This is a genomic window from Streptomyces drozdowiczii (assembly GCF_026167665.1).
Lineage (GTDB): Bacteria > Actinomycetota > Actinomycetes > Streptomycetales > Streptomycetaceae > Streptomyces > Streptomyces drozdowiczii_A.
Genome location: NZ_CP098740.1, coordinates 18,912 through 44,832, shown reverse-complemented (window position 1 = coordinate 44,832; position 25,921 = coordinate 18,912). Strand labels below are relative to the sequence as shown.

At 68.1% G+C, this 25,921-nt stretch carries 22 protein-coding genes and 5 pseudogenes; 14 read left to right on the top strand and 13 right to left on the bottom strand.

The window, feature by feature from the left end:
- The first annotated feature begins 10 nt into the window (after window positions 1-10).
- Window positions 11-508 (top strand): hypothetical protein, encoded by a 498-nt coding sequence (locus NEH16_RS00225; RefSeq protein WP_265538382.1) that lies wholly within the window; start codon window positions 11-13, stop codon window positions 506-508.
- Window positions 509-923: 415 nt separating this feature from the next.
- Here the strand turns inward: NEH16_RS00225 and NEH16_RS00220 are convergent, their stop codons facing one another.
- A complete protein-coding gene (locus NEH16_RS00220) occupies window positions 924-2,042 on the bottom strand; it encodes a DUF4238 domain-containing protein (RefSeq protein ID WP_265538381.1) in 1,119 nt (372 codons plus the stop codon).
- 566 nt (window positions 2,043-2,608) lie between these two features.
- On the opposite strand from NEH16_RS00220, the gene NEH16_RS33790 reads away from it, so the two are divergent.
- Both NEH16_RS33790 and NEH16_RS00210 read left to right on the top strand, forming a co-directional pair.
- Entirely contained in the window at window positions 2,609-2,839 is a 231-nt protein-coding gene (locus NEH16_RS33790; protein WP_374215584.1) for a hypothetical protein, read from the top strand.
- Between the two features lie 101 nt (window positions 2,840-2,940).
- Window positions 2,941-3,143, top strand: a pseudogene (locus NEH16_RS00210) (transposase); the annotation flags it as partial.
- A 7-nt stretch (window positions 3,144-3,150) separates the two neighbouring features.
- On the opposite strand, the gene NEH16_RS00205 reads toward NEH16_RS00210, so the two are convergent.
- The gene (locus tag NEH16_RS00205; RefSeq protein WP_265538380.1) at window positions 3,151-3,600 is read right to left on the bottom strand and encodes a nuclear transport factor 2 family protein; all 450 of its coding nucleotides are present in this window, start codon (window positions 3,598-3,600) and stop codon (window positions 3,151-3,153) included.
- 245 nt (window positions 3,601-3,845) lie between these two features.
- On the opposite strand from NEH16_RS00205, the gene NEH16_RS00200 reads away from it, so the two are divergent.
- Window positions 3,846-5,018 carry a hypothetical protein gene (locus NEH16_RS00200; protein ID WP_265538379.1) on the top strand — a complete coding sequence of 391 codons (1,173 nt, stop codon included), beginning with the start codon at window positions 3,846-3,848 and terminating at the stop codon, window positions 5,016-5,018.
- A gap of 195 nt (window positions 5,019-5,213) precedes the next feature.
- Here the strand turns inward: NEH16_RS00200 and soxR are convergent, their stop codons facing one another.
- The 4 genes and pseudogenes from soxR to NEH16_RS00185 all read right to left on the bottom strand — a co-directional run.
- Complete coding sequence (gene soxR / locus NEH16_RS00195) at window positions 5,214-6,404, bottom strand: redox-sensitive transcriptional activator SoxR (RefSeq protein WP_265538378.1); 1,191 nt, start codon at window positions 6,402-6,404, stop codon at window positions 5,214-5,216.
- A 29-nt stretch (window positions 6,405-6,433) separates the two neighbouring features.
- Window positions 6,434-7,915, bottom strand: coding sequence for an MFS transporter (locus NEH16_RS00190; RefSeq protein WP_265538377.1), 1,482 nt, complete (start codon window positions 7,913-7,915; stop codon window positions 6,434-6,436).
- Window positions 7,916-8,091: 176 nt separating this feature from the next.
- A pseudogene (locus NEH16_RS33785) lies at window positions 8,092-8,196 on the bottom strand (IS5/IS1182 family transposase); the annotation flags it as partial.
- Between the two features lie 2 nt (window positions 8,197-8,198).
- Window positions 8,199-8,530, bottom strand: a pseudogene (locus tag NEH16_RS00185) (catalase-related domain-containing protein); the annotation flags it as partial.
- Between the two features lie 370 nt (window positions 8,531-8,900).
- On the opposite strand from NEH16_RS00185, the gene NEH16_RS00180 reads away from it, so the two are divergent.
- The 5 genes from NEH16_RS00180 to NEH16_RS00160 all read left to right on the top strand — a co-directional run bounded on the left by NEH16_RS00180 (window position 8,901) and on the right by NEH16_RS00160 (window position 13,406).
- Entirely contained in the window at window positions 8,901-10,418 is a 1,518-nt protein-coding gene (locus NEH16_RS00180) for an FG-GAP repeat domain-containing protein (RefSeq protein WP_265538376.1), read from the top strand.
- A gap of 422 nt (window positions 10,419-10,840) precedes the next feature.
- Window positions 10,841-12,085: a hypothetical protein gene (locus tag NEH16_RS00175; RefSeq protein ID WP_265538375.1), complete on the top strand. Its 1,245-nt coding sequence runs from the start codon at window positions 10,841-10,843 to the stop codon at window positions 12,083-12,085.
- On the top strand, window positions 12,082-12,234 hold the full coding sequence (locus NEH16_RS00170) for a hypothetical protein (protein WP_265538374.1): 153 nt from the start codon (window positions 12,082-12,084) through the stop codon (window positions 12,232-12,234). The genes NEH16_RS00175 and NEH16_RS00170 overlap by 4 nt, the downstream gene beginning before the upstream one ends.
- A 256-nt stretch (window positions 12,235-12,490) precedes the next feature.
- On the top strand, window positions 12,491-12,970 hold the full coding sequence (locus tag NEH16_RS00165) for a hypothetical protein (RefSeq protein ID WP_265538373.1): 480 nt from the start codon (window positions 12,491-12,493) through the stop codon (window positions 12,968-12,970).
- A gap of 85 nt (window positions 12,971-13,055) precedes the next feature.
- On the top strand, window positions 13,056-13,406 hold the full coding sequence (locus NEH16_RS00160) for a hypothetical protein (protein ID WP_265538372.1): 351 nt from the start codon (window positions 13,056-13,058) through the stop codon (window positions 13,404-13,406).
- Between the two features lie 174 nt (window positions 13,407-13,580).
- On the opposite strand, the gene NEH16_RS00155 is transcribed toward NEH16_RS00160, so the two are convergent.
- Window positions 13,581-14,129, bottom strand: coding sequence for a CGNR zinc finger domain-containing protein (locus tag NEH16_RS00155; RefSeq protein ID WP_265538371.1), 549 nt, complete (start codon window positions 14,127-14,129; stop codon window positions 13,581-13,583).
- Window positions 14,130-14,249: 120 nt separating this feature from the next.
- Here NEH16_RS00155 and NEH16_RS00150 point away from each other — a divergent pair, with 120 nt between their 5' ends.
- Window positions 14,250-14,888 carry a LysE family translocator gene (locus tag NEH16_RS00150; protein ID WP_265538370.1) on the top strand — a complete coding sequence of 213 codons (639 nt, stop codon included), beginning with the start codon at window positions 14,250-14,252 and terminating at the stop codon, window positions 14,886-14,888.
- A 507-nt stretch (window positions 14,889-15,395) separates the two neighbouring features.
- Here NEH16_RS00150 and NEH16_RS00145 read toward each other — a convergent pair.
- Window positions 15,396-16,361 carry a LysR family transcriptional regulator gene (locus tag NEH16_RS00145; protein ID WP_265538369.1) on the bottom strand — a complete coding sequence of 322 codons (966 nt, stop codon included), beginning with the start codon at window positions 16,359-16,361 and terminating at the stop codon, window positions 15,396-15,398.
- Window positions 16,362-16,769: 408 nt separating this feature from the next.
- On the opposite strand from NEH16_RS00145, the gene NEH16_RS00140 reads away from it, so the two are divergent.
- The gene (locus NEH16_RS00140; protein WP_265538368.1) at window positions 16,770-16,952 is read left to right on the top strand and encodes a hypothetical protein; all 183 of its coding nucleotides are present in this window, start codon (window positions 16,770-16,772) and stop codon (window positions 16,950-16,952) included.
- A gap of 220 nt (window positions 16,953-17,172) precedes the next feature.
- Here the strand turns inward: NEH16_RS00140 and NEH16_RS00135 are convergent, their stop codons facing one another.
- Entirely contained in the window at window positions 17,173-18,096 is a 924-nt protein-coding gene (locus NEH16_RS00135) for a PhzF family phenazine biosynthesis protein (protein WP_265538367.1), read from the bottom strand.
- A gap of 138 nt (window positions 18,097-18,234) precedes the next feature.
- Window positions 18,235-19,568, bottom strand: a pseudogene (locus NEH16_RS00130) (MFS transporter).
- A gap of 226 nt (window positions 19,569-19,794) precedes the next feature.
- On the opposite strand from NEH16_RS00130, the gene NEH16_RS00125 reads away from it, so the two are divergent.
- Complete coding sequence (locus NEH16_RS00125; RefSeq protein WP_265538366.1) at window positions 19,795-20,634, top strand: ArsR/SmtB family transcription factor; 840 nt, start codon at window positions 19,795-19,797, stop codon at window positions 20,632-20,634.
- A gap of 88 nt (window positions 20,635-20,722) precedes the next feature.
- Window positions 20,723-21,208, top strand: a complete 486-nt coding sequence (locus NEH16_RS00120) for a hypothetical protein (protein WP_265538365.1) — start codon at window positions 20,723-20,725, stop codon at window positions 21,206-21,208.
- Here the strand turns inward: NEH16_RS00120 and NEH16_RS00115 are convergent.
- Window positions 21,201-22,406, bottom strand: coding sequence for an IS110 family transposase (locus NEH16_RS00115; protein ID WP_265538364.1), 1,206 nt, complete (start codon window positions 22,404-22,406; stop codon window positions 21,201-21,203). The genes NEH16_RS00120 and NEH16_RS00115 overlap by 8 nt on opposite strands.
- Window positions 22,407-22,699: 293 nt before the next feature.
- On the opposite strand from NEH16_RS00115, the pseudogene NEH16_RS33780 reads away from it, so the two are divergent.
- Window positions 22,700-22,940, top strand: a pseudogene (locus NEH16_RS33780) (IS630 family transposase); the annotation flags it as partial.
- Window positions 22,941-23,451: 511 nt separating this feature from the next.
- On the opposite strand, the gene NEH16_RS00110 reads toward NEH16_RS33780, so the two are convergent.
- Together NEH16_RS00110 and NEH16_RS00105 are read right to left on the bottom strand one after the other, a co-directional pair.
- A complete protein-coding gene (locus tag NEH16_RS00110) occupies window positions 23,452-24,366 on the bottom strand; it encodes an alpha/beta hydrolase family protein (protein ID WP_265538363.1) in 915 nt (304 codons plus the stop codon).
- A gap of 121 nt (window positions 24,367-24,487) precedes the next feature.
- On the bottom strand, window positions 24,488-25,018 hold the full coding sequence (locus tag NEH16_RS00105) for a hypothetical protein (RefSeq protein WP_265538362.1): 531 nt from the start codon (window positions 25,016-25,018) through the stop codon (window positions 24,488-24,490).
- Between the last annotated feature and the right edge of the window lie 903 nt (window positions 25,019-25,921).

The following is a 25,921-nucleotide window of genomic DNA, read 5'->3' as shown; positions in this document are numbered from 1 at the left end:
TCATGCGTAGGTGTCGCAGATCGAAGCCGCAACCGATGACCTGCAAGACCTCGCTGTTCTCTGGAGTATCGGCGAGGCCCATGCTCACGATGTCGTCGGGGCTGCCTGCGCGGCACTCGTTGCCGGACTGGACAGCCCGGCACTGCGCATTCTGGCCGGATACACATGTGCCGAGGCGGAGTACGACGTCCCCGACCTGCTTCCCGTCGTACTCGATGAGCTGGACCTGGTGTTTTACCCGCGCGACAGCGAGGCTGGGCAGGACGCTGCCGTGCGGGCGCTCGCGCACCAGATGCTGGCGGGCCGGCTGACGCCGCGTGAGCTTGCTCTGCGCATCCACCAGCGGTTCGGCCACCAGCTACCCCTGGCCGAGTGTCTTGCTGAGCTTGATGACGAGTACGACATCGTCGAGTACGGGAACAGGACGTTGGCCCAGCTCGATGCCGAGGTCACGGCCGAAGCTCAGCGTCTGGCGCATGGCTGGCCCGACCAGAACCGACATTTGTAACGGTCGAGCCCTGAACAAGCGGTCGTCAGTAGAAGCAGGTAGCTGAACTGTCCGGTTCTTGCTCGCCTTCCGGTCCGCCGACCTGGCTCAGCCCGGCGGACCGGACAGAGCCGCGCCTGCGCCCCCCTCTTGGTCCGGCATGGCCCCTCCAGGCCCCTACGCCGTGCGGTGCCCCGGCCCGTCGCTGATTCGGCATGACGATGACCGTGCCCTGGTGGACCGCGACCCGTCCGCAACGCGGGTTGCTGGTCGCGAGCCGGTTGGCCCGGGTCGGATCGGCGGCCGCGTCGTACGGCGCTGGGCGAGGGGAAGAGGCGTCGGCACCATCGAGGCTTCCCTTCGCCGCCACGTTCCGCCCCGGCTTCTCGACGGTGCCGCGCGCCCGTACGCGTCATGTTCTACCGGCTGGAGTGGGTCACCGAGCATCAGATTTAGTAGTGGCCTGCCGTGCCAATGCCCTTTGAAGATGCGGATGCTCGGTAAGCCACCGTCGCTCGACGGTGGCTAGTTCAGGCAGAGTTCCGTATGAGAAGGCGTAGCTTGGAGCTGGGTGGTCTATGGCGTCCCACGGCCGTGGCAGCCTCGGGCCGTCGTGCGGCTGCCAGAGCTTGAAGGGATCGTGCTGAGGATGATGCACGAGGTATGCGTCAGCGGCGTCGTAGATGATCTGGTTGAAGGCCAACCCCAGCCCCCCAGACATCTTTAGACGATGATCCGATCGTTTCCTGCGGTCTTCACTCTGCTTGGCGGGGCTAGGCAGAAGTAGAAAGCGATGCGAATCGAGGGGCAAAAAAATGTCGCAGACAGTGCTGGCACCGAGCTGATCGTTGGCGTCCTGCCCGTTGAAGAGCATGACCGGCACGTCGCTCGTCATGAGGCACACATCGCTGAACCCGACCCCCCAAGGGCGGGAGTAGATGACGAAGGCAAGGCCAGCGAGCTGCTCGACTATGTACTGCAGGTGGTGGTTGTTAGCCGCGAGCCGCGCGACATCCACTGGAGCGTCAAGCTTCTCCGAAGCTGGAATAGTGTGGGTAAGACGCTTGCGCTGCCGTGTTGTACGCAGAATCTGTGCCGCTACCCACCATGCGAGGCGGATCCGTGCTTTTTCTGGCAGTGGCCATTGAGCTGGTAGCGCGCCTTCTGGTGCTTCAAGGATCATACGAAATCCGGGAGCCGCATCGCCCTCAATTTGGATGAAGACTTCTTCCAAAGCATGGTGCGGCTCGCCGTCGCGCGTCGTCCCCCAGTAGAAACCTTTGATGGCCAGGACGTTCGGGGGCGTTGCGGGAAACGGGTTCATGAGGTCGGTGAGACGTCGCACAGCCAGCATGTACTGCCTGCGGCCCTGGTGCTGGGCGAAGCCACGGAGATACATCTGAGGCACCGTGTGGTCCCTGGTCTGCCCCGGGACCGCCCCTCCCGCAGCGGCCTTCTTCCCTCTTGAACGGTCGTTCCAGCGGCGCTCGGACTCCCAGTCGACCGGCTCATCCGGCCTTCCGTCCACCGCACTTCGCAGGTCTTCGGTCATCATCCCCCCTGGGCGCACTGCACGATGGACCGGTACTGGCCGGTCCCTATTGCAGACGTCTGCCCGACGGGTGCCTTCACATGTATGAACGCTTTCTTCCGCATGTGAATGTGAATCGTCTCGGCGGCAGTTAGGGCCTCTCGTTCGAATCATGCGAGGCTCGTGGGCTTCGACACCGCGCCTAGCTAGCTGCCCTCCCCACCCGCACTCAGTACCCGGTGAGGCGGCATGAGGTCCGCGAGGGACTCCTTTTGGGGCGAGGGGCTATGGCTGCCGACGATGTCCGCGAACTGGGTCTCCAAGGCCGCCGCGTCGACCCACCGGTCCCGAGCTTCTGTCACTGTCGGACAAGCTGCTCCTCGCGCTCGCTCAGGTCAGCTGCGCTCCGTCCGCGACATCCGCGACGGTAAATGCGACGTCTACCAGGTAGCCGCACGCATCCGCACCTGGCACATCTGACCACCCCGACCAGCGGCATCACAGAACAACGCCATCGCGAAATTCGCGTGGCTCGGACGTGAGCGGCTGGGACTGCTGCAGGTGAAGTAAGGCGCCATTGTGCTGCACGCGTGCATTGGCCCGAGGAGGTCCGCGGCTCCGAGTCCCTCGCGCCGAAGCCGGTGGAGGTGGACGAGTCGCAGATCGAGCAGGCCGTCCAGCTTGTCGAGTCCATGACCACCGACGACATCGCCCAGTTCCGGGACCGCTACCGCGACGCCCTGGAGGAGCTGATCGAGGCGAAGTCCGAGGGTAAGGAGCGGGCCGAGGGCGGCGGGGCGGGAGTCCGGCAAGGTCATTGACCTGATGGCGGCCCTGAACGCCTCCGTCGTAGCAGCGCGGGAAGGCCGCGGCGAGAGCGGCGAGGACGCCACCGTCGCCGCAGGTCGTGCTCGGGCGGCCGCTCCTTCACCGCCCGGTCAGGGAGGCGGAGGGCCGCGACGGCGAGCCGAGCGCGTGCGTGCTGGACGCGCAGAGCATCAAAACGTCCGCGACGTACCCGCGGTCAGCCAGGGCATCGACGCGGGCAAGAAGATCGCGGCCCGCAAACGCCATGTCGGCGTCGACACCCTCGGCCTCCTGCTGGCGTGCGCAGTGGCTCTCGCCATGGACCTCAGTCTGTCGATGTCGGCATGGCGCAGGCATCGGCGATAGCCCGGGTGTCCCAGTAGAACGGACGGACCTCAGTAATCTGCCCGTCCTTGACCGTGATGGCCTGCAGAAGCGGAAAGCTGAGTTCCTGGCCGGTCGCGCGAGCGCGGGCACGGATCTGTGTGAGCACGACCACAGTCTCGCCGGTGGCAAGGAACTCCTGCTCCACCATGTCGAACGACTCCCACACCTCTCCCATCCTGAGGAAGAACCGCGTCATGCCCTTGTGCCCGCGCCAAGTGCCTCCGTAGGGCAGAGCGTCTGCTTGATGCAGCTCGATATCCGGCGCGAAGAAGGGGGCGAGCAGGTCGAACGAAGCTTCGCCAGGACCTCCCGCCGCCAGGTACTCCGCCTCAGCCGCGTACATGCCGGTGAGAACTGCTACTGAATCCGTAGTGGATGACATCGTCATGCCGCAAGCATGCGTACCGCAGCAGGACCTTGCTGGCGGCGATCAGACATCGTTGTGCTGCGAGGTCGGTATTTCCGCGACGCCCTGAACGCTGTCACAGAACCAGGACATGCGAGGTCACAACCCGGTGCCGGGGCGGGCTTTCTCACTGTGTGAGACGGCGGGCTGATCCACCCGCCGCCGGCGTTACGCGGTACTCGGCCGCGTCGCCCACACATCACAGGGGAAATGTCTTGAACACTGTTGTGCGTACTGTGCGTTCGTCCCTGGTCGCTTCGGCGGCCGGGCTGCTGCTGACCGTCACCGGGGCCGCCCTGGCCCCCGCCGCCCTGGCCGACACGGCCCCGCCCGAGCTGGCCGTGGCGACCCAGGCTCCGGCAGAGATCGGGCTGGGCGGTCTGCCGGTCGCTTTCACCACCACCGCCTCCAACACCGGTACGTCCGACGCCTCCTCGGCCCGCCTGATCTACCGCATCGACGGCGGCACCGTCCTGCCGGACAACGCGCTGAGCCTGGAGTACCAGCTGGACGGATCGACGTGGAAGAAGGTGCCGTTGAGCATCATCGACGGCACTGTCTACGGCGGCGAACTGCCCGAACAGCTCGCCCTGGCCGCCGGAAAGTCGCAGACCGTGCAGATGCGCCTCGGCCTTCCCATGGGTACCCCGCACAACGGGGCGAGCAATGGCGGCACCGACCACCTGAAGCTGACGACGATGATCTCCTACGGGGCCTCCGGCGCCGCCAACGCCACGGACTTCGACTTCGTGGGGGTGAACGGGCTGACCACCCGCCTGATCAACGTGCCCGCCACCGCGGGCGGGGCGCCGATCACCTTCAAGGCCACCGTCGACACCCCGACCTCCTCCGCGTACGAAGACGTCACCGACGTCCTGTTCACCAACCGCTCCACCACCGTCCAGGTACGGCGCTCCGGCGCGTGGACGACACTGAAGCCGGTCACCGCCGCCGCCGAACCCGACATCTACGGCTACGACGTCATCGGCAAGGACGCCTCCCTCGCCGCGCACGGCACCGCGACCGTCGACGTCCGCGTCACCTACCGCAAGGACGCCCCGGCCGGGAAGACCGAGCTGTCCCCCTGCGCGATCGTCAACGTGGGCTCGATCCCGTTCAGGGGCACCACCACCTGCGGCCCTAAGACCACCGTCACCGTGCAGAAGGCGGCAACCACCTCCACCAACGTATCCCCGTCCACCTCCGCCTCGACGGGCGCCGGCACCACCTCGACGAGTACTGGCACCACCACTTCGCCGGCCTCCGGCATGACCGCACAGCGCGCCGAGACGGGAAGCAGCGACCTCTCGGCACCAGCGACGCTTGCTGCCGGCCTCGTCGCCGCGGGGGCCGGCCCCGTGGGCTTCACCGCCATGCGCCGCCGACGCAACCACGCCTGATCCCGCACCACTACGGATTGTGTCCCGCCGTACCGTCCCGCTGCCGGTACGGCGAGACGCGGTCCGCTCCGCCAGATCGGTGGATGCAGCGAGGCCCGGCTCCTGTGCAGGGATGACCTCGGCCCCGCCCGGGCGTGCTCGACCCAATCTACGGCGGGCAGTGATCCGAACAGCGTCCTAAGCCCGTGGACCCGTTCAGGGGTTCGTTTGCATGCTCATCGGCCGTTGGCGGTCAGTACCGCCCCTCATGCCTGCTCGCAGGTCTTTGACGAAGTATTCGGGCACTTCCAGCGACGGGAAATGGCCGCCGGCTTCGGGAGTCGTCCATCGGACGATCTGCTGGTACCGCTGCTGTGCCCAGGGCCGTGGGCACTTCTCGATGTCGCTGGGGTAGATGGTGATGGCTGACGGGACGTCGACGCGGAGGTCGGGGTCGAGGGCGTTGACGCCGCCGTGGCTCTCGTAGTAGATGCGGGCTGCCGACGCGCCGGTCCGCGTCAGCCAGTACAGGGTGACGTCGTCAAGGATTCGGTCGATGGAGACCGTTTCGAACGGGCTGTCGCCGGTGTCCGTCCATTCGGCGAACTTGTCGAGGATCCAGGCGAGGAGTCCGACCGGTGAGTCGACGAGCGAGTAGCCGATGGTCTGCGGTCGGGTCGCCTGCTGTTTCGCGTACGTCGAGCGGTGGTGCCAGAAGCCGCGGTGGTCTGTCACGGTTCTCCACGGAGTGAAACGGCACCCGACCTGCCCAGCCGATGTCACTCGACCCGAATCGCGTCCAGCTCGTCCAGGGACCGTCCGACGGACTTCCGAGCCGCTTTTGGCGTTGAGGAGCACCCCGGCACGCGTCCCTGACCGCTGCTTTCCCAGCCGCACGTTACTCCGGTTGCACTTGACGACGACGATCGGCAATTGGTCGCTTTCATCAGTCCGGTGCAATGCGATGTGGAGGCGTACGGGCCCAGGTCCTTGCGGGCTGAGTGCGTCGTCGGGGTTGAGGAGGAGGCACGCCTTCATGGACAGACAGCCGCACCCGATGCATCCGGTCAGTTCGGCCTCGAGAGATTCGATCGCCCGACGTCTCTCTTCCAGTTGTTGCTTCCACGCCAAGGAGAGGCGTTGCCAGTCCTTGCGCGTGGGCGCGTGGTGGCTGGGGAGTGTGCTGAAGACCGCTGCTACGTCGCTGAGCCGAATGCCGAGGCGCTTGGCCACGACGATCAGCGAGATGCGGCGGAGCATATGGCGGGGATAGCGACGTTGGTTGGTGCTGTCCCGGTCGGAGAAGATCAGCCCTTTGCGTTCGTAGAAGTGCAGGGCGGACGCGGATACGCCGGTGCGCCGGGCCACGTCACCGATGGTGAGAAGGTCGTTCGGGTCGACGAGCACATCGGTCTCCTGACGTTCGCGTGCCGGATTCAGACGTCCTGGCGACGCTGGCCATGGTGGCGGATGAGTACCACAACCGTCACGGTCAGGAGCAGGCAGAGCAGCCCGATGCCTAGTTGCGTCATGCACCACGACCAGGTGAGGGCGGTGAGTTCGACGTGTCGGTGGGTGTCGGAGAGTTGCCCGGCGCTCACCGATGCCGCTCGCTGGTCGCTGCCCAGGCGGTTGCCGACGAACCCGACTAGCGCGGCCCCGAACGCGGCGATGACCATGGTCTCAGCAGTTCCGCGCAGCGTATTGAGGAAGCCGGCAGCCAGACCGACGGACTCGGCCGGTACGAGCCGCATCGCCTGTCCGTCGGCGATCCCGAAGGAAATGCCCATACCGGTCCCTATGGCCAGGAGCGGGCCGGTAGCGCCCAGCATCGTGTTGTCCGGGCTGAGTGTGACGAGACAGAGATTTCCGAGGGTGACCATCACGAGTGCGAGCACGATCAGCCGACGTGCTGGGACTCCCTTGTTGACCAGTGCCACCGCGGCCAATGGCGTGACCAGGACGGGGGCAGTAAGCAGCAGCATCGCGGCGCCTGTCACCGCCGGGGTGAGACGCGCGGCCACCTGGAGATAAGTCGGCAGGAAGACCAGAAGGCCGAGAAACCCGACCGAAGTCGTCAAGGTGGCCAGGCTCCATCCGATGAAGCCGCGGTTGGTGAGCAGCGCCGGCTCAAGGACGGGGTGGCTGCTGCGCCGCTGCACAACTCCGAAGACGGCGAGCACTGCGACCCCTGCAATGGCCGTAGCGACAACGGCGCCATCGGTCCAGCCCAGGGACGGTGCCTCCAGCAGGGCGAACATGAGGAGACAGAGAGCGGCGACGAAAAGGAAACTGCCGGCCCAGTCGGCTCGTGCGGTGGCGGCCCGGGACTCGTGCATCCGGGTCGCACCCACTGTGATCAGCATGCCCAGGGCAGCGAATACCACGAAACTCCCACGCCAGCCCGTCGCGGAGACCAGCAGGCCGGACAGGGTGGGGCCGACTGCGATGCCGACTCCCGCCATGGTGCCCATGAGCGCGAAGGCGCGATTGCGTGAGGTTCCTTCGTATGAGGCGGCGAGGACCGCGCCTCCGGCGGCCATGATGCCGGCGCCGCCCGCCCCGGAGACGATGCGCGACACGTCGGTGAAGAGGACCGAGGGACTCACCGCGGTAATCAGGAACCCGCAGGAGAAGACGACCGCCGAGGCGACGAATGTTCGGCGTCGCCCCACCTGGTCCGCAGTCGAACCAGCCACGAGAGTCATCGCCGCGAAGGCCAGGTTGTATCCGGCCACGACCCAGTTCAGGGCCGAGCCGGAGGCATCCAGTTCCCGGCCCATGCTGGGCAGCGCCACCGCAGTCCCGGAGATGGACATGGCGACCAGGACGACACCTGTCAGTACCGCCGGGAGCGTCAAGGGCGATGGACGCTGCGGCGAAGGAGAAGAGGTCATCGCCTCTGTGACGGCATCCATATCGGCTACTCGCTTCCCTCGGTCGAAAGGTCGCGAGCACCCCATCACTTCAACCGCGGTTGAGGGCAAGTGGACGGGCGCCGAGCTTCTCCAACCTTTTCCAACCTCATGTTGAGGCGTGGTGAAGGACGGGTACGGCCCTGTGTCGGCGAAGGCGCGTCACTGCCCATCCGGCGGTGAGGTGGAAGGCCAGGACCGGCAGTGCCGTCGGCCGCGAGGTGGATCTTCGTGGTCAGCCCACCGCGGAATCTGCCGGTGGCATGGTTGTCCGGCTCGCTGGCCGGAGCTCGAAGGCGTACGCGGCGGTGATGTGCTCCCGCTCGATGGGCGTCATGCTCAGCCAGAAGAGCCGGGCCTGGCGGAGGTGGTCGTCGAACGAGGCCGCCGCGTCCCGCACCTTCCGGGCCGCCGGGACCTCGACGGGCACCTCGATGTAGGCACCGGTATCCGCACCTGCGGTGAACGGGCTACCGCCGTCGAGCGAGTTGGGCCGGTACGGGGCCACGCCCCGTTGCACGGTCGTCTGGTGCATCCCGTCGCGCAGCAGCGTGTGGTTGACGGGCGCGTGCGTGCGGTTGATGGCCGCTGGGCGAAGCCGGGCCCACCGAGCCGGGTGGTTCTGAGTGCGCCCTGAAGCGGCGTGCATGGGGGCAGATCGAGCCGTTGTTGCCGGACCGGACGCCCAGGCGGGCTCGCATCGCGTGATGGCTGAAACGTTTCCTTTGATCGGCTGGAACCGACCCCATCCGGGGAGCTTTGGCGTAGGTCTCACGGATGCAGAGCAAACACATGACAAACCCGTGGGGGAGTTTTGATTTCATCAAGGCCTGTCCAGTTGAGAGCCGCGCGCTCGAAGCGTGCGGCACGGATCGCGGCCTGCACAGCGCTCGTTCTCTCCGCCGGCATGCTGATGGCGAGCCCGGCCTCGGCCGACGGCCCGTCCGGAGGCCGGGGCACGGCCGAGTCCTCAGACGCGGCCACCGGAATGAGGCCGCGTCTGGATGTCGACGGCGACGGCATCGGCGACCTCCTGTACCGGGACGTCAAGGGTGAGCTGCGCGCCACCCACAGCCGTTGGAACTCCTCGGGCGGGTACGCGATCCGCAGCCAGGACCGGTCCGAGAGGCCCAAGGAGCTGCTCACACCGGGGGACCTCGACGGGAACGGCGAGGACGAGATCCTGACCCTCTCCGCTTCGGGCACGCTGGCGCTCTACGAGAGCGCGGGCGAGAGAACCGACACCACGGGGGAGGTCCTGTGGTCCGGCAACGGCTGGCAGAAGTACAACAAAGTCTCCGCACCCGGCGACCTGAACGGTGACGGCCGCCGCGGCGACCTGATCGCCCGTACGCCCTCCGGTGACGTCTACGCGTACACGGCCACGGGTACGGTCGACGCGCCGTACGAGCCCGGGGTCAAGATCGGCTACGGCTGGGACGTCTACGACCAGATCGTGGGACTGGACGACGCCAACGGCGACGGGTTCGGCGACGTCGTCGCCCGCACCCCCCGAGGCGACCTGTACTTCTACGCGGGCACCGGTGACCTTGCGAAGCCGTTCAAGGCCCGCGAACAAGTGGGTTACGGATACGACGTCTACAACCAGCTCGTCGCCGTCGGTGACACGGACGGCGACGGTCACGCCGACTTCATGGCCCGCAAGGAGAACGGCGACACGTACTCCTACCGGTCGACGGGGGCCGGGACGTTCGCACCACGCGTCTTCGACAAGACAGGGTGGGAGGAGGCGGTCCTGTTCGCCGGCGCGGGCGGCAATCCGGACTACGGCAAGCACGAACTGCTGGCCATCACCAATGCCGGCCTGTTCTGGTGGTACCAGTTCAAGAACAACGGCGAGCTGGCCAAGCGCTCCACCCACTCACCGGACGGCGAGCCCAGCGGCGCGGACATAGGAACGACCCTGTACGCCGGGTCGTTCAGCAACGATGGCGAGCCCGCCCAGGTCCATGTCTACCAGGGCCAGTTGTGGGTCGGCGGCAACTTCATCGGCCGCGGCTGGGACGCCTACGACAACCTGACCGCTCCGGGCGACCTGAGCGGAGACGGCAAGGCCGACCTGCTCGCACGCGACGCCAAGGGCGACCTGTATCTGTACGAGGGCAACGGTCTCGGCACTGCGTTCGCGCCCAAGGCCAAGGTCGGGTACGGGTACGACACGTACACCAAGATCGTCGGCGGCGGAGACCTCAGCGGTGACGGGATCGCCGACGTTGTGGCCGTCGCCAAAAACGGCACCCTCTACCTGTACGAGGGCACGGGCAACGGCTCCGTACCGCTCAAGGCCCGCAAGGTGATCGGCACGGGGTTCGACATCTACAACAAGTTCGCCGCGCCGGGCGACCTCAACGGTGACGGCAAGGCAGACCTGATCGGCGTCAACGGCTACGGTGACCTGTACCGCTACACCTCCACCGGCACGGGCTCGATCAGCCCGCGGGTGCAGATCGGCGACAACTGGAACATCTACAGGGCGATCTCCTGAGTCATCCGCGTACCCGGCCGGGTACGCACGAAGCGTCCCGCCCCGTTCGGGCGGGACGCTTCACGAACCACGGCGGCCCCGGCACAGCCGACCGGCACCTCAGCGCCGGAACAGGACTGCCCGCCCCGAAGGCTCCACGCCTGCGAACTCAGTGACCGGCTGAAGCCGCGTCGCGAACTGCCGCGAGCACACTGCTACTTGAGTAATAGATGCTCTGAAGTGGCTGTCATCAACGGAGTCGACGGGGGTAGGAGGACGGCGCGTCGCCACCGCGGGCCAAGGTGCCGCGGACGGCGTTCCCCCCGGCCCGTACGCGACGGGCCGGACACCGCGCACTCATCGGAGGAGAACCAGTGCTCTCACGTCGGCACAGACTCGGCCCCAGCAACGACGCCAAGGTTGAAACCTCTACGGTCACCCGGGTGCGTGCCCGCGCCGCCGCGCGTCTCTGGGGCACCGCCGGCCTCACCCTCGCCTTGCTGACGCCGGTGGCTGCCGCCACTGCCACCCCATCCGGTGCCCACACCGCGACCGCCCACCGAGCCACTGCCGCTCAGCCCCACGCCGCCTCCAGCGTCCTGCCGTTCGACGACTACTCGGACATGGTCGTCGACGGCGTCCACAGCCGCCTCTTCTTCAGCGACCCCACCCGCGGCGCGGTCGTCGTCACCGATTTCGACGGCACGGTGCTGAAGCAGGTGACCGGCCTGTCCGGGGCGGCACAGCTGGCCCTGTCACAGGACGCCGCCACCCTCTACGCGGCCCTGCCCGGCGCGGACACCGTCGCGGCCGTCAGCACCACCACCCACAAGGTCCTCGCGAGGTATGCCACGGGGGCCGGCACCGCCCCCCGCACCCTCGCGGTCAGCGGTAAGCACCTGTGGTTCGGCTACGGTGCCGAGGGCGCCGGCGACATCGGCTCGGTCGACCTCACCACCGCACACCCCGTCGTCACCCTGGGCCAGGCCACCGGCGACTCCTGGTACTCCGCACCCGCACTGGCCACCTCCGCGGCCGCCCCCGGCGTCCTGGTCGCCGGTGAGCGGGATGTCAGCCCCGCCACCTTCGCCGTCTACGACGTACACACAGCCACTGCCCGCCGCACGGCCGAACGACGGCTGCCCGACTCCGGTGCCACCCGGGACCTGGCCTTCACCGCCGACGGCAAGAGCATCATCGTGGCCAGCGGCAGCCCCTACTACCACCAACTGCTCCGCACCTCCGACCTCACCGACGCGGGCCGCTACCCGGCCGCCGCCTACCCCAACGCCGTAGCCGTCGCCGCCGACGGGACGGTCGCGGCAGGGGTGGACAGCAGTCACGGCTCGGACGTCTTCATGTTCAAGCCGGGCGCCCGCGCCTCGCACGGCGTCTTCGAGTTCGCCTCCGGTGACTCCTCTCCGCTGCTGCTGCCCGCCGGTCTCGCCTGGGCGCCGGACAACCGCCGCCTCTTCGCCGTCACCCGGGAAACACGCCAGGGCGCACCGGTCGTCCTGCGGGTGCTGACCACTCCCGGCAAGGCCGCCACCGAGACCGTACTGCACATACCCTCCACGACCCCTCCGGCACTCGCTCCCTCACCGGCCGTCTCGCCTCCGACCTGCCCTTCTCGGCCGGTACTACCGTCACCCTCACCCGCCTGGACCCGGGTGCCACGAAGCCGGTGACGCTCCCGCCCACCACCCTTGCCGCGGACGAGACCTTCGCCCTCACCGACCGCGCCACCGCCCACGGCTACATCACCTACACCGCGTCATTCGCCGGTGACGCCCTCCACCTGCCGTCCAGCACCAGCATCGAGGTCTACATCCGCTGACCACCCGGCCCGGGCGCCTTGGGCTGCTCAGAGCCGGGGCGCCTGGATCGCTGCGCAGTCAGTTCGGGCCAGGGGATCGCCCGCCGGTCCGCCGTAGAACTGCAAGCGATTGCTGTCAGCGCGTTGGCTGACGGATCGACCGAGGAGAACGCATGATTCTGGCACGCGGGCATGTATTCGAAGGGGCGGCCGCCGGCTACGCCATGGCCGCCGCGATGGTCGTTGTCGTCGGCGGCCCAGTCTCTGCCTTGCGAAGATGCCCTTGTCCCTGCCGCGCGCCCCGGTGCCTCTACGAGCGAAGGGGCAGGCGCGGCCGCCCGTAGTCCTCCTCGAAGTGCGCATGGACGGCCTCGGGGGAGCGGTCGGTGAGGAGGCGGAAGAGGTGCCCGGAGCCGTCCGGTTCCGGGCTGCCCGGGGGAACTCGATGTCCGAGCCGGTGCGCCAGGCGCTGCCGCCGGTCTCCCACCACAGGCAGGCGGTGACCCGAGGGGCGCCGAGGCCCTCGTCGACGAAGGCCGGGTCGTCCAGGAGTGGGCGCAGCGCGGCGGGCACCTCGTCGATGTCACCGGGCCGGACCTGTTCGTCGTCCGTGCCGCACGGGCTCATCTCCGACTCGTGGTCGAAGCCGCGGACGAGCACACGGGCCGGGGTGAAGAAGACGGAGAAGCCGGCACCCGAGCCGTTGTCCGTCAGAGCCGCCTCCGTCGCAGGCCCCCAGGTGGTGGAGAAGGAGTAGCGGGAGAAGTCGCGCGCCGTGCGGCGGCCTGGCCGAGCTTCGCGCCCTGGCCGCCGCCCGGCTGCAGTCGGGCCTGACCGGCGACATGTATCTGAGCCGGTTGCGGACCATACTCGCGTTTGGCGGCCAGCCTTTGTGGTTCGAGGCCCGGGACGACTTCACCGATTTCTTCGTCACTGTCGCTTGTCCGCACTGCGACGCACCGGTGACGACCGCAATCGGCGACTACGGCTGCTACTCCTCGATCTGCGAAATGTTGCACGAGACGGCCGTACGGGATGGCCAGCAACGGCTCGCCTGGGGGCTAAAGCACCTGTTCGACCAGGCGGAATGCCCGGGACGCGGGAGCGTCTTCGGCATCGCAGGAGAATACGCGGCCGCCAGTGCACCCGCCCCATGGGACTTCGCCCGAGGCCGCACCAAGGACACTCTCTGATGGCCACCGGTAGGCCCTCATGAAATCGAACAGTGAGCTCGCACCCGTTGTCCTGACTCGACGTCCTGCCGCCGTGAGATGTCTGGATAAGACGGCGGGTTCAGTTCGCACGACACACCGACAACGTGCGTGGCGCGCCCCGTTCGTGTTCGGCCCGTGGCGCCGGCCCGGCTTTCAGTCGGCGGCAGCTGCTCTGCGTCTGCGGAACGCTGCGACACGTGTGCGGTTTTGGCAGGTCACTGAGCAGAACCTGCGCCGGCCACCGGGGGACCGGTCGACGTAGACGTCAACGCAATGATCACCCGTGCAGATACCGATGCGATGAAAGCCGTGGGCGGCCGCGTACTCGCGCAGGGCGAGACCCGAGGCCGCGACGAGCACCTCGTCGGGGTCGTTGACGCGCCACACGGCCTTCGGCGAGCCATCGGCCGCGACTTCCAGGGCGGGGCAGACTCCGGTGCCGAGGAGCAGATCCGTCAACTGCTGCGCGGCCGCCTCGCTGCTCTCCGCAGAAAAAATGGCGTGCAGGCGGTTCGCAACCCTGGTGAGCGCCCCTGGCGTCAGCTGCGCGTCGGCGTTCGGAAGCAGGTCTAGGTATGCGGCGAGACCTTCGGACCGCGGCGGAGGATCGCACCGGCCCGCCGCTTCACATGGCAGCGTGCCCCACGCGTTGACGAACTTGGTCAACTCTTCCACGGGAAGCTCGGTGAAGGTGACTGCCATGCCCCAAGTGTAACGCGTTAAAACGACATTGGGCGTTGCGAAGGTCTCAAGCCTTCAGTAACGTGCTAGGCGCGTAAAGGACGTTACGAGCGTTCAGGGTGTCCGAGCAGGGAGGCAAAAATGCCCGACCTCACGCTTCTGCCGGCCTATCTCGCCGCGGTCGCGATCATCACCATCGCTCCTGGGCCCGACTCCGCGTACATCGTGGCCGTGGCACTGGAACGCGGCCCGCGAGCCGGACTGCTTTCGGCCCTGGGGATGGCCCTGGGCATGGTCGCGCATGTGACGGCAGCCGCACTCGGACTCGCCGTCCTCCTCCGCTCGATCCCCGCCGCTCAGCACGGGGTGGAACTGGCCGGCGGTCTCTACCTCGGCTGGCTGGCGCTGACCACGGTGCGGTCGGCCCGGACGCCACCGGCCGCGGCCGGTGGCACACTCTCCGCAGGCCGGGTCCTGCGCCGAGCCGCGCTCACCAATGTGCTCAATCCGAAGACCGTGCTGTTCTTCGCAGCCTTCCTGCCTCGCTTCACGACCGCTGCGAACGGCCCATTGTGGGTTCAGCTCCTCGTCCTGGGACTGGTCTTCCTCATCGCGGGGCTCGTCTGGGACAGCCTGCTCGGCCTGTGCGCCGGCCGACTGGGTCGGGGGCTCGCGCAGGGACGACGGACGGCGACAGCTGTCAACCTGGTCACCGCGACCACCTTCGCCCTTCTTGCGCTCTTTCTCCTGCACAGCGCTTCGGCGGCTGTTGTGGCGTGAGCACACCTGTCCTGCGTGGCGGCGAACGTCGTGCCCAACGGTCCGACTCGGGCAAGGGACACCGGTTGTCCTGTGGTTGCTGACCACTCCCGGCAAGGCCGCCACCGAGACCGTGCTCCCCATACCCTCCACAACTTCCTCCGGTGCCCGCTCCCTCACCGGCCGTCTCGCCTTCGCCGTGCCCTTTCCGGCCGGCACCACCGTCACCCTCGCCTGCCTGAACGGGAGGCGAGGAGACTGGCAAGGGTCGCCTCCGTGAGAGAGTGCTCGGAGGAGATGGTCCGCCCCTCCACCAGCCGGCCTTCGCGGCGCCCATCCGCCAGGCACTCGGCAGCACTGGCCTGCGTTTCTGGTTCTATGTCTCAGTTTTTGTGTGTCGTGGTTCTGTCGGGTGGTTGGGCGGTCCGTATGCACCCCTGCCCCTGTTCGTTGCTTCGGCTGCCGAAGCGCGGGGCGCACTCGTGTCTCACGGGATACGCATGGAGCATGCTGACCGCGGTGGCCGGCCTACTGGTCAGGGCCGCTGCAACGCTGACACTGCCGCGAACGGTTCGCGCCGGCGCCTCGGCAATCACATGAAGTTCGAGCGGCTCTCGGCGCGAGCCCTGCAGCGATCTCTATGAGCACCCGCAGTCCTGGTGCGAGGTCTCCGTCCCGCCACATCAGCGCGTACTCGATGGGCGCGGCACCGTCGATCGGTACGTACGCGATGTCCGGCCGCACGTAGTACCTACCGGCGGCGACGGTGGCCACAGTGGCCCCTTTGCCGGCTCCGACCAGGGACAGCACCCCCTGCCAGCCGCCCGCTGTCGGCCCGCGCTCGATCGGTTTCCCGTCCGGCGTACGGGAGGGGAAGAGGGCTTCGTGGAACGTCTTCGACACCCCGGAGGCCGTCACCAGGGGCAGCACAGTGAGGTCCTCCAGCGACACCGTCCGGCGCCGTGCCAGCGGGTGTCCGGCGGGGACCACCAGCGCGCGGCGCTCGGAGAACAGCACCGGGCCCACGACGACATCGGACTCCTCGACCGGCGGCTCGGCGACCAGCAGATCGACTCGCTTCTCCCGCAGCGCGGCGATCGCGGCGTTGTACGTGACGTCCAACAACTCGACCGTGCAGTGGGGGTAGCGGGTAGAGAGGGTGTCACCGGCCCGGATGAGGAGTTCACCGCTCCACGGCGCGGTAAACCCCACCCATACGGTGTCACTGATGTCTGTGTAGGCCGCCGCCGCATCCGCGACCGCCCGCAACATCCGCTCGTAGGCCGGCAACAGATCATCCCGTAGCTGCCGGCCGACGGGGGTCAGGGCGACGCGACGGCTGGTGCGCTCGAACAGAGGCCCACCCACCCGTCGCTCCAGCGCCTTCACCGTCTGACTGACCCGCCCCGGCGAGACACGCAGCCGTTCGGCGGTCCGAGCGAAGTGCAGTTCCTCCGCCAGAGCCAGGAAGGTCTCGATCTCGTACCGCTCCACAAGGCCCCCGACCAGTCCGGCACACTTGAGCGACGCGCAAGCCGCACCACCGCTCCATCGTAGTTTCAGCGCCGGGACAAGGTCCCGGGCGCGGTAATGATCTATTCCAGCAGCTGGTGGTCATCGCGGATCGCAGGCGGCTTCCACTTCCTCCAGCACGGTGGATCGAGGCAGCTCAACTGGGTGAGCGGGCCGCGCCGCGCGCCGACGCCTTCCGAACCAGTGCAGTTGCCTACCTCACCGCAGCTGGGTCCTCAGGTCACCGGCCGTGACACGGGTGCGCAGCATCTAGGGGGTGGCGGCGGACAATTCCGCAGATGCGGCAACCGCTCGCGCAGATGCCGCGCACCGTATCCGCCGCACACGCGGCACCCAAAAAGTCACGGGGCTGTCCTGACTCCGGCCGCCGTGGCCGACACGGCCCCGTCTCAGCTGGTGCTGGCCACCGAGCTGCCCGTGGAGATCGGCCTGGCGTACGGGGACATCATCTCCGTCTGCGACACGTCGGCGAACGGCCACGCGGCTTTCGTCAAGGTCGACGACTGGGACCTGAACACCAGTCACTACAAGGCCACCGTCTCCGACCGATAAGGGAACGTGTGTCACGCACCGGTCCAGCCAGGGCGGGAAGTACAACCTGCACGAGTACAGCAACATAGGCCTCACCTTCGAGGGTGCGGGCGGCCGGGGCTCCTACGCGGTGAACTTCATCAACGACCACTGAGCCTCTCCGCCTGCCGGCAGCGCGTGCTGCCGGCAGACGGTTTGAGTCCTCACAGCTCCCCGGAGACGTACCGGGCAGCGCCCTGTGTCACACTGCACTGCCGGCGTGTGGAGCCGTCTCACGCATCGTGCCGGGCTCAGGAATACGGGCTCCCGTGCCGCTGACGCGTACCCGCGGGTCCCCGGCGTACAGCTCCACTCGGAGCTCGCCGGGACGGCCCATGTCCGTGCCCTGGTGGAGGTGGAGAACCGTCTCCTCGGGTACGAGCCCCAGCTCGCGGGCGTAGGCACCGAATGCGGCGGCTGCGGCGCCGGTTGCCGGGTCCTCGACCACCCCGCCCACGGGGAAGGGGTCGCGGACGTGGAAGACCGTTGCGGACTCACGCCACACGAGCTGCACGGTGGTGAGGTCCAGACCGGTCATGAAGTCCTTGAGGCGCTCGAAGTCGTAGGCCAGGTCGGCCAGCCGGGTACGGGTGCGCACGGCCAGGATCAGATGGCGAGCCCCCGCGTACCCGATCCGGGGCGGAAACTCCGGATCCAGGTCGGTCCGGGACCAGCCGAGCGCCTGGAGCGCTTCGTCGACATTGCCCTCCGCCACCGCGTGGACCGCCGGTTCGACGCTGGTCAGGGTCGCGTGCACAGTGCCGTCCGGAGCGCCGGTCACCGTCACCGGGACGGTGCCGGCCGGAGTGGCGAGCAGCAGGTCGCCGGGTCCGTGACGTTCCGCGTGTGCGATGGCGGCGGCTATGGTGGCGTGCCCGCAGAAGGAGACCTCGGCGCGCGGGGAGAAGTAGCGGATGGTGTAGGCCCCTTCCCGGCCTGCGAGTTCGGCCGGCGGGGCCGTCAAGAAGGCCGTCTCGCTGTATCCCAGCTCCGCGGCGATCGCGAGCTGCTCGGCATCGGTCAGGCCGGTGGCGTCCAGGACGACGCCGGCGGGGTTTCCGCCTGCGGGGTCGGCGGAGAAGGCGGTGTAGCGGAGGATCTCGGGGCGTCGGTTCGATGTCGTCATGATGGTGTCTCCTCACGGCCGAAGCCGATAGCGGGCGGGCTCTTTGGGTGATGACGGGCCGGCGACCATGGACCGCGACCGGGGTGGGGTGCGCGGCTTCACGGACGGCGGCGCGGCCCATGGGTCAGGGATGTGTGGTCAGGAGGTCGGGCCCGTAAGTGCGGGAGCGGCCGACCTGACCCGCAGGGCAAGCAGCGCGCCGAGCGTGAACGCGGCTGCGGCAATACCGGCCGACAGGCGCAGACCGGAGTTGAAGTGGTGCGCCGTGGCGGTGAACGTTCCGAAGAGTGCTACGCCCATGGTGCTGCCGACCTGCCGGGCGACGTTGAAGACGGCGGTGGCGACGCCGGCGTCGGAGGCGGCCGCGGTCTCGACGACGGCGGCGGTGGCGGCGAGGGCGGTCATGGTCTGGCCCATCCCGGTCGCGATGAGCGCGAAGAGCAGAACCGGGTAGGGAGTCGCGGGCCCGGTGAACATCCAGCCGGCGAATCCCGCGGCGCCGAGAACGAGGCCGGCGGCCATCGGGACGTACGGGCCGGTTCGGGGCGCGACGCGGTGGAACAGGGGGGCGGCGATCAGTCCCATGCACACGGACGGCAGCAGGGCCAGGCCGGTCTCCAGGACGTTGAGGTGGCGTTCCTGCTGGAAGTAGAGCGTGGCGAGGAAGAGCATGCCGTAGTAGCCGAGGCTGATCAGCATCCCGATCACGGTGGCCGAGGTGAAGGAGCGGGACCGGAACATGGACGGCCGTAGCAGCGGGGCGCGCCTACCCCCCATACGTGCTTCCAGAGCCCGTGCCGTCAGGACGAAGGACACCAGGGCCACCGCCCCGACCGCCAAGGCGGAGAGGACCAGCGGCGACGTCCAGCCCCGTGTGCCCGCCTCGTTGAGGGCTCCAGTCACCGCGACGAGACCGACGACGGCGAGAACCTGGCTCACCGGATCCGCCTTCCGTGTTCTGGGACGCACCGCGGAAGACGGCAGATGGCGCAGCGTCAGCAGCACGGCGAGGCCGCCAAGTGGCAGGTTCAGCCAGAACACGGCGCGCCAGTCCGAGCCGGCGACCAGGATGCCTCCGACAGCGGGACCGGCACCGAAGGCGACCGACGCGACAGCCCCCAGACAGCGATCGCTCGGGCCCTGGTCGCACGGTCGGGGAAGGTGGCCTGCAGCAGCGCGAGCGAAGCGGGAACGAGCAGCGCCGCTCCGGCTCCCTGGCCGAGCCTTCCCACGATCAGCAGGACCGCCGATCCGGCGAGTCCGCAGAAGACCGAAGCCCCGCTGAACAGGATGAGGCCGGTGAGGAACACACGACGGTGTCCGAACCGGTCGGCGGCCCCTCCGCCGAACAGCAGCAGTGCCGCGAAAACGGTGCTGTACCCGTCGACGATCCACTGGAGCGCGGAAGGCCCCGCGCCCAGTGAGGCCCGGATGTCGGGGAGCGCGACGTTCACGACCGTGACGTCCAGCATCACCAGAAAGTATCCGAGACTGAGAGCGACGAGAGGCGCCAGAGCGAGAGGCGCGTGGTCGTGTGCCGTGTCGAGCCCGCCCCGCCGGCCCAGGCCGGACGTGACAGGGGGGCGGGCGGGAGGGCTTTCGACGGTTGTGTTGTTCATCGCCGCGGTAGTCATGGCAAGAGCATCGGCTCCGAATACTTCGTTGCCCGACGAAGTGTCGTCGTTCTACGGTCTTCCCATGCCGAACACCGACCGCGACCGCGCACACTCGACGACCGGTACCGCGGGGCTTGAGTCCTCGGGAGAGCCGCTCAAGCACCAAACCGACATCGCACGGGCCGCCGCCCTCATCGCCGACCCCTCGCGCGCCCGAATTCTCAAGTGTCTGGCCGACGGCCGCGCCCTTCCGGCGAACGCCCTGGCCGCCGAGGCCGGCATCGGTGCCGCCACCGCCAGCGCACACCTGGCCAAGCTCGTCGAGGGCGCACTGCTCACCGTGGAGCAACGGGGCAGGCACCGCTTCTACCGGCTCGCCGGCCCGGACGTGAGCGCGGCCCTGGAATGCCTTGCGCTGATCGCCCCGCCACTGGCCATTACCTCGCTCAAGCAGAGCAACCGCGCCATTGCCCTCCGTCGTGGCCGCAGCTGCTACGACCACCTCGCAGGCCGTCTCGGCGTGGCGCTCATGCGCGGTCTGCTGGAACGCGGCATCCTCACCGGACACGACGGCATCCACCGGCCCGACGAGTCCGTGCGCGACCGGCCCGCCTCCTACGGCCACGACGCCCAGTACCGCCTTACCCGCACCGGGCGCACGGCACTGGCCGAACTCGGCATCCACACGGAGCGGCTGCCGCCACGCCGGCCCGCGATCCGCTACTGCGTGGACTGGAGCGAGCACCAGCACCACCTCGCGGGCGGCCTCGGAGCCGTGCTGACAGCCCGCCTGTTCGCGCTGGACTGGGTGCGGTGGGGGCGCAGCCCCCGAGCGGTGGACCTGACCGACACGGGCGCCCACGGCATGGAGCGCACGCTGGGAATCATCCTTACCGACGCCATGGTTCCGGTCGGTTGCTGAGGTTGTACTCGTGGTGTCGGGGGCCCCTATCTCTTTGGTCAAGGGAAACGGGGGTGCGTCGGGTTGGCGAGCCGGGCAGCATGGTCGGGTGGCTGATCTGCTGTGGGATGACGTGAGTTCCTTCTTCGACCCGGACTTGATGGGGTCGTTGCCGGACGTGCGTGTCCCGGATGCCTCGGTGGAGGACTGGCAGGCGGTCCTCGATCTTGTCGCGGAGAATGGATGGAAGTGCCAGTACTCCGACGGGGAGACGGTGCTTCCGGTGCCTCGGGCGGAGGCCGTGCTGTCCCGCCCGGCGGATGCAGAGTGCCCCGACCTGCGGGTCTGGCCCTCTGCCGAGGTGTTGGCGATCTTCCGTTTTCATGCCGACGATGAAGTCGACTTCGACGTCGACCTGCGGGAGTTGCAGGGCCAGGATCGACTTGACGCGTTCTGCAGCTTCCTCCGTGAGATCGGGCGGCGGCTGGGCAAGCCGGTGCTGATGGACCCGGAAGGCGACGAGGGCCATCCGGTGCTCGGCTTCGATGTTGAGGCCGATCGAGTCGTTCTTCTCGCAGACCCGCAGGTCAGGTGACTGCGGCCGACGGCTGCGGTTCGTAGAAGGTGCCGTCGCGGAGCATCGCGAACAGCACGTCGGCCCGGCGTCTGGCGAGGCAGAGCAGGGCCTGGGTGTGATGTTTTCCCTGAGCGATCTTCTTGTCGTAGTAGATCCGGGATGGCGGGTCGCTCAGGGCGGCGAACGCGGAGAGGAAGAAGGCCCGTTTGAGCTGCTTGTTTCCTCTCCTGGAAGGCTGTTCGCCGCGGATCGAGGAGCCCGAGCTGTGGGTCGCCGGGGCGAGTCCGGCGTAGGCGGCGAGGTGGCCGGCGGTCGGGAAGGTGCTGCCGTCGCCGACCTCGATCAGGATGCGGGCTCCGGTCCTGACGCCGACTCCCGGCATCGACCTCAGGACCTTGGAAAGAGGGTGGGCCTCCAGGAGTTCCTCGATCTGCCCTCCCAGCAGTTTCCTCTGGTCAAGGACGCCGGTCAGGGAGCCGGCCAGGCTTGGGACGATCAGTGCGGCCGCCTCGGTGCCGGGCACCACCACCGTCTGCTCGTCTAGAGCGGTGAAGATGTCCTCGACCAGACGCTCGGCCATCCTCGGGGCCTTCGGCCGTAGCAGCGTGACCAGGCGGCGCCGTCCGGCCTTGCGGATCTGGGCCGGTGACCCGAACCGTTCCAGCAGCGTGAGGACGGCCGGGTGCTGCAACCGCGGTCCCAGGACTCGTTCCAGCGACGGATGGATCTGGGTCAGCAGGCCGTGGAGCCGGTTGGCGACCCGGGTGGCCTCGCCGGCCAGATCGTCGTCGAAGCCGACGATCATCTCCAGCTCGGCGATCGTCTCGTCCTGGCCGTCGATCGCCCGCAGCGTGTGCGGCATCGCCCGGGCAGCGTCGGCGATGATGAACGCGTCCCGCGCGTCGGTCTTCGCCTCGCCGGGGTAGAGGTCGGCGATCCGCCGCATCGTCAGGCCCGGCAGATAGGCGACCGGGCAGCCCATGTCCCGGGCGACCGCCAGCGGCAGGGCCCCGATCGAGGCCGGCTGGTCGACCACGACCAGCACCGTTCCGTGCTTGGCCTGAAGTTTCGCGAACAGTTCGCGGAGCTTGGGCTCGGTGTTGGGCAGGCGCTTGTCGAACGCTTTCTTGCCGGCCGGGGTGACGGCGGTGGCGTGGTGTTCGCCCTTGCCGACGTCCAGGCCGAGGAAGACGTCGATAGTGCTGATGTCGATCACGTGCAGGCCCCTCCATCACGCTTTCGTCCGGCCTTGCCAGGGCACCGAGCTGCCACATCCACGTTACGGAGAGCTCTTCCGGCCTGGGTGAAGCCGGTGCTCAAGCCCCTCATCAGCGGTCCGTCGATGCCTCCGGGCCCGGTGACACCACCCCCGGATCATGAACAACAAGGGGGGCCGAACCCGAAGGCCGGAGGCCCCATTGCGGAGCCACGAAAAGGGTAACGGGGGGGGCTGACGGCTCGTCGCTCGCCCGGGTATCACCGGGGCATGCGGATCCACAAGGCGGCGGACTGACCGCCGAACGGCATCATCTGCGCGCGAAGTTGCGACTCACGGCGGGCGAGTGGTTCGCCCGGGGCGGGGCAGCTCATCGATCGCCAAGGACCTGCGGGCCGGCGTCCGCCCCGTGCGGAGATGGTTGCGGATCTGGGACGAGGGCGGTCCGCAGGTACTGCGGTCCCAGGGGCCGCCGTCGCTGCCGGGTTGAGCCAGAAGCAGTTCGCCCAGCTGGAGGCGGGTTCGCACGGCTGGATGCGGAGCCAGCCAGGGGGCCTGCCGCGCACGGCTTGGAGGTGGCTTCCCGCCCGGTGACACGCCGCGCCACGAGGTGCCACCGTGCTACACCGGCCACCGGCACTCCGGTGATGCGCACGGTGACAAGACCAGAGAGCTGGCGACCCCATTAACGGCGAGCATCGTTCCTCCACCAGGAAACGGGAGAGTTGAGGGCGTGCCTACGAACCCCGATGCTCTCACCGGGAAGACCTCACCCTGTGGGATCGTCTTGGCTGGCAGCCTCTGGGACCGAAGCCTTTGAGGCCGGCGAGCAGGACGTTGCTGTGTTCGAAGAAGAAGGCGCCGTGGGCGAAGGCGCCGTCGAGGCGGCCGCAGAGTTCCACCCTGATCGCTCCGAACAGGGGCGCAGGCGCTGATGGCGCGCGTGCACAGTGAAGTCGGGGAGGCCTGTTACCTCGGCAAGACCGGCGGCGTTCACGCTGACCTCGTCCGACTGGGCGCACGCTATGCCAAGCAGGAGCAGGTTTCAGTGTCGCTGGAGCCAACTGGTGAGTGATTCGAAGTACGTGGGTTCCGGCGCAGTGGCGTCGGGCAGCCGCAACCGGTGGTCTGCGCCTGGGAGCACTTCCACAGTTAGCGTCGCGTCAGGCGAACGCGCCGCACGGCAAGCGACCGCACCGAGCACGTCGAGAGTCTCGGCGACCGGGACGAGCGGATCGGCGCCGCCGAGGAACACCAGATGAGGGCAGCGCAGGCCGAGGAGGTCGGCGGTTGGATCGTGGTCCTGCTTGCGTTTGAGGAACCCCCACATGCGTTCATCGAGGTCGCTCCAGTAGTACGCCAGTCCGGGCGGCCTGCCGGCCGCATCTACGATCTGCATCGCCGTCGCGAAGTCCGCGTCGCTTCGTCCTGCCTCGATGAGGCGGTCGTAGAGGTCCAGAGTGTGATCAGCGTCGGCCTGGCTGTCCAGATGCATCACTCGCAGGTGGTTGGCCAGAGCGTAGCGTTCCTGCACGGCCGGGCTGACTCCCGGACAACTGGTGGTGACGACCCAGGCCATGTCGTCCAGAGCGGCCGCCGCACGAAGCGCCACCCAGCCGCCTTCGCTGTGGCCCAAGAGCCCCACCGCGTCAGGCCGCACTCCCGGCTGGGATTGAAGGAAGCGCACCGCGTTCTTCGCGTCAGTCGCCAGATCGGACAGCGTCCCATCGCGCCAGTCACCGGAGGACCCGCCGACGCCCCGCTTGTCGTAGGAGAGCACTGCGAACCCGGCGTCCAGCAGGTGGTGGCGCAGCGGCGGGAAGAACGAGTCGTTGTCCCGGTCGGACGGCCCGGATCCTCCCACCAGCACCACACCCGCGCAGCCGGCACCCGCTCCCCGCGGCACTGCCAGGGAGCCGGCCAGCCTCGCCTGGCTGCTGACGAACTCGATCTCACACATCCCCATGCGCCCCATCACCCCAGATCCCTCTCTGCCGGCGCTCATCGGAATGCCCATCGCAGACGAATGAGACAGTATCCCGCCGACGCTCTGCCCGGGCCCGCCTGCGACAGCACAGAGCTCAAGACCGAGCGGATGAGGATCGATTGACTGCCTGGGCAACGCCTGGTGCCTTGATGACTCCAGCGGCGACACTTGCGTCCTCCTGGTCCAACTGGAAGCCGCATGCACCGCAGCCGACCACCTGGCCGAGGCTGCAGAAGAGACCTTCCCTCAGCACCCGGACACTGAGATCACCCTCAGCCTCCCCGGCCTCGGCATCCCATGCGGCGCGGCTGCTCGCCGAGATCGGAGACGACCGCAAGCGTTTTCCGGCGCCGTGAAGGCACACTCCGGCGCCTCGCCCGTTTACCGGAGCCCCGGGGAAGAGTCCAGCATCATCCGCCGATGGGTCAAGAACGATCGTCCTCGACCACGCCGGATACATCCGGGCCTTCGCCGCCATCACCGCGCCCCCGGCGCCAAAGCCCACTACCACCGGCGCCGCGACGACTACGGAGACTGGCACGCAGCCGCCCAGGGCAACCGCTTCAACCGCATGATCGGCGAGCTTAACCACAGCCTGCAAAGCAACCGTCTGTTCGATGAACACACCGCTTACCTGGCAGGCCCCGCCTCCGCAGCTTGACGAGTTACGCGTCTGAGGTGTCTACCTGCCCGTCGAGGGCGAAAAGTTCTACCGTCATCGACCTCTCATCGCGGCGTCTGGCCGGTTGGCCGATTGCCGAACACATGCGAGCGGACCTGGTGACCGACGCCCTGGCGGCCGCGATCCACACCTGCGGCAACCTCGTGGGATCGATCATGCATAACGATCACTGAGCCCAGTACACCAGCAGGATTTCCAGCGAAGCCTGCTGGCCGGCGGGGATCCGACAAAGCATGAGCGCGGTCGGGCCCAGCGCGGACAACGCACACGTCAAATCCCCAGTTGGGGGCGGTCCGGCAAAACTCGGGTGAGGTGCGTTCGGGCCAGGGCGTCACCCCCGCACACTGACAGAAGCCGGACCGGAGGGTCGTACATCTCCATCGACTTGCGCTCACCGTTGGGCGAGGCCTCGTCCCAAGGTTACGGTGCGCCGTCGACTCCAGGACTTCAGGCGGGCTCGCCAGCCCGGGTACGTCCGGGACCCGTCTGCGGGAGGCCATCCCCTACGGCGCGGTGCACGGGCACGCGCCGGCGCTGGTGACCCTCTACCGCCTGCACGCCCTTGACATGAGAAATGTCGCTCCGACGATGACGTCAGAGCAACGGTGGTGACCCAGAAGGGCGGGGAATCTGCTCCGCTCCCTTGGCCAGGACCTGCGTGTGTGACACGGCCTCCCCCTCCATCCATCCGTAGCGGCATGGGCCTCCTACACCGAGGAGCCCTCCACTCAGTGAAGTGACTGACGCCCTGCCCCGCGGTCGCCCGAGAGCCGGGGGATGGCATTGTCACTCATTGGAGAACCATGGCACGCCGTGCGGGCGTCTGAGTCGTTGCAGGATCAGTCT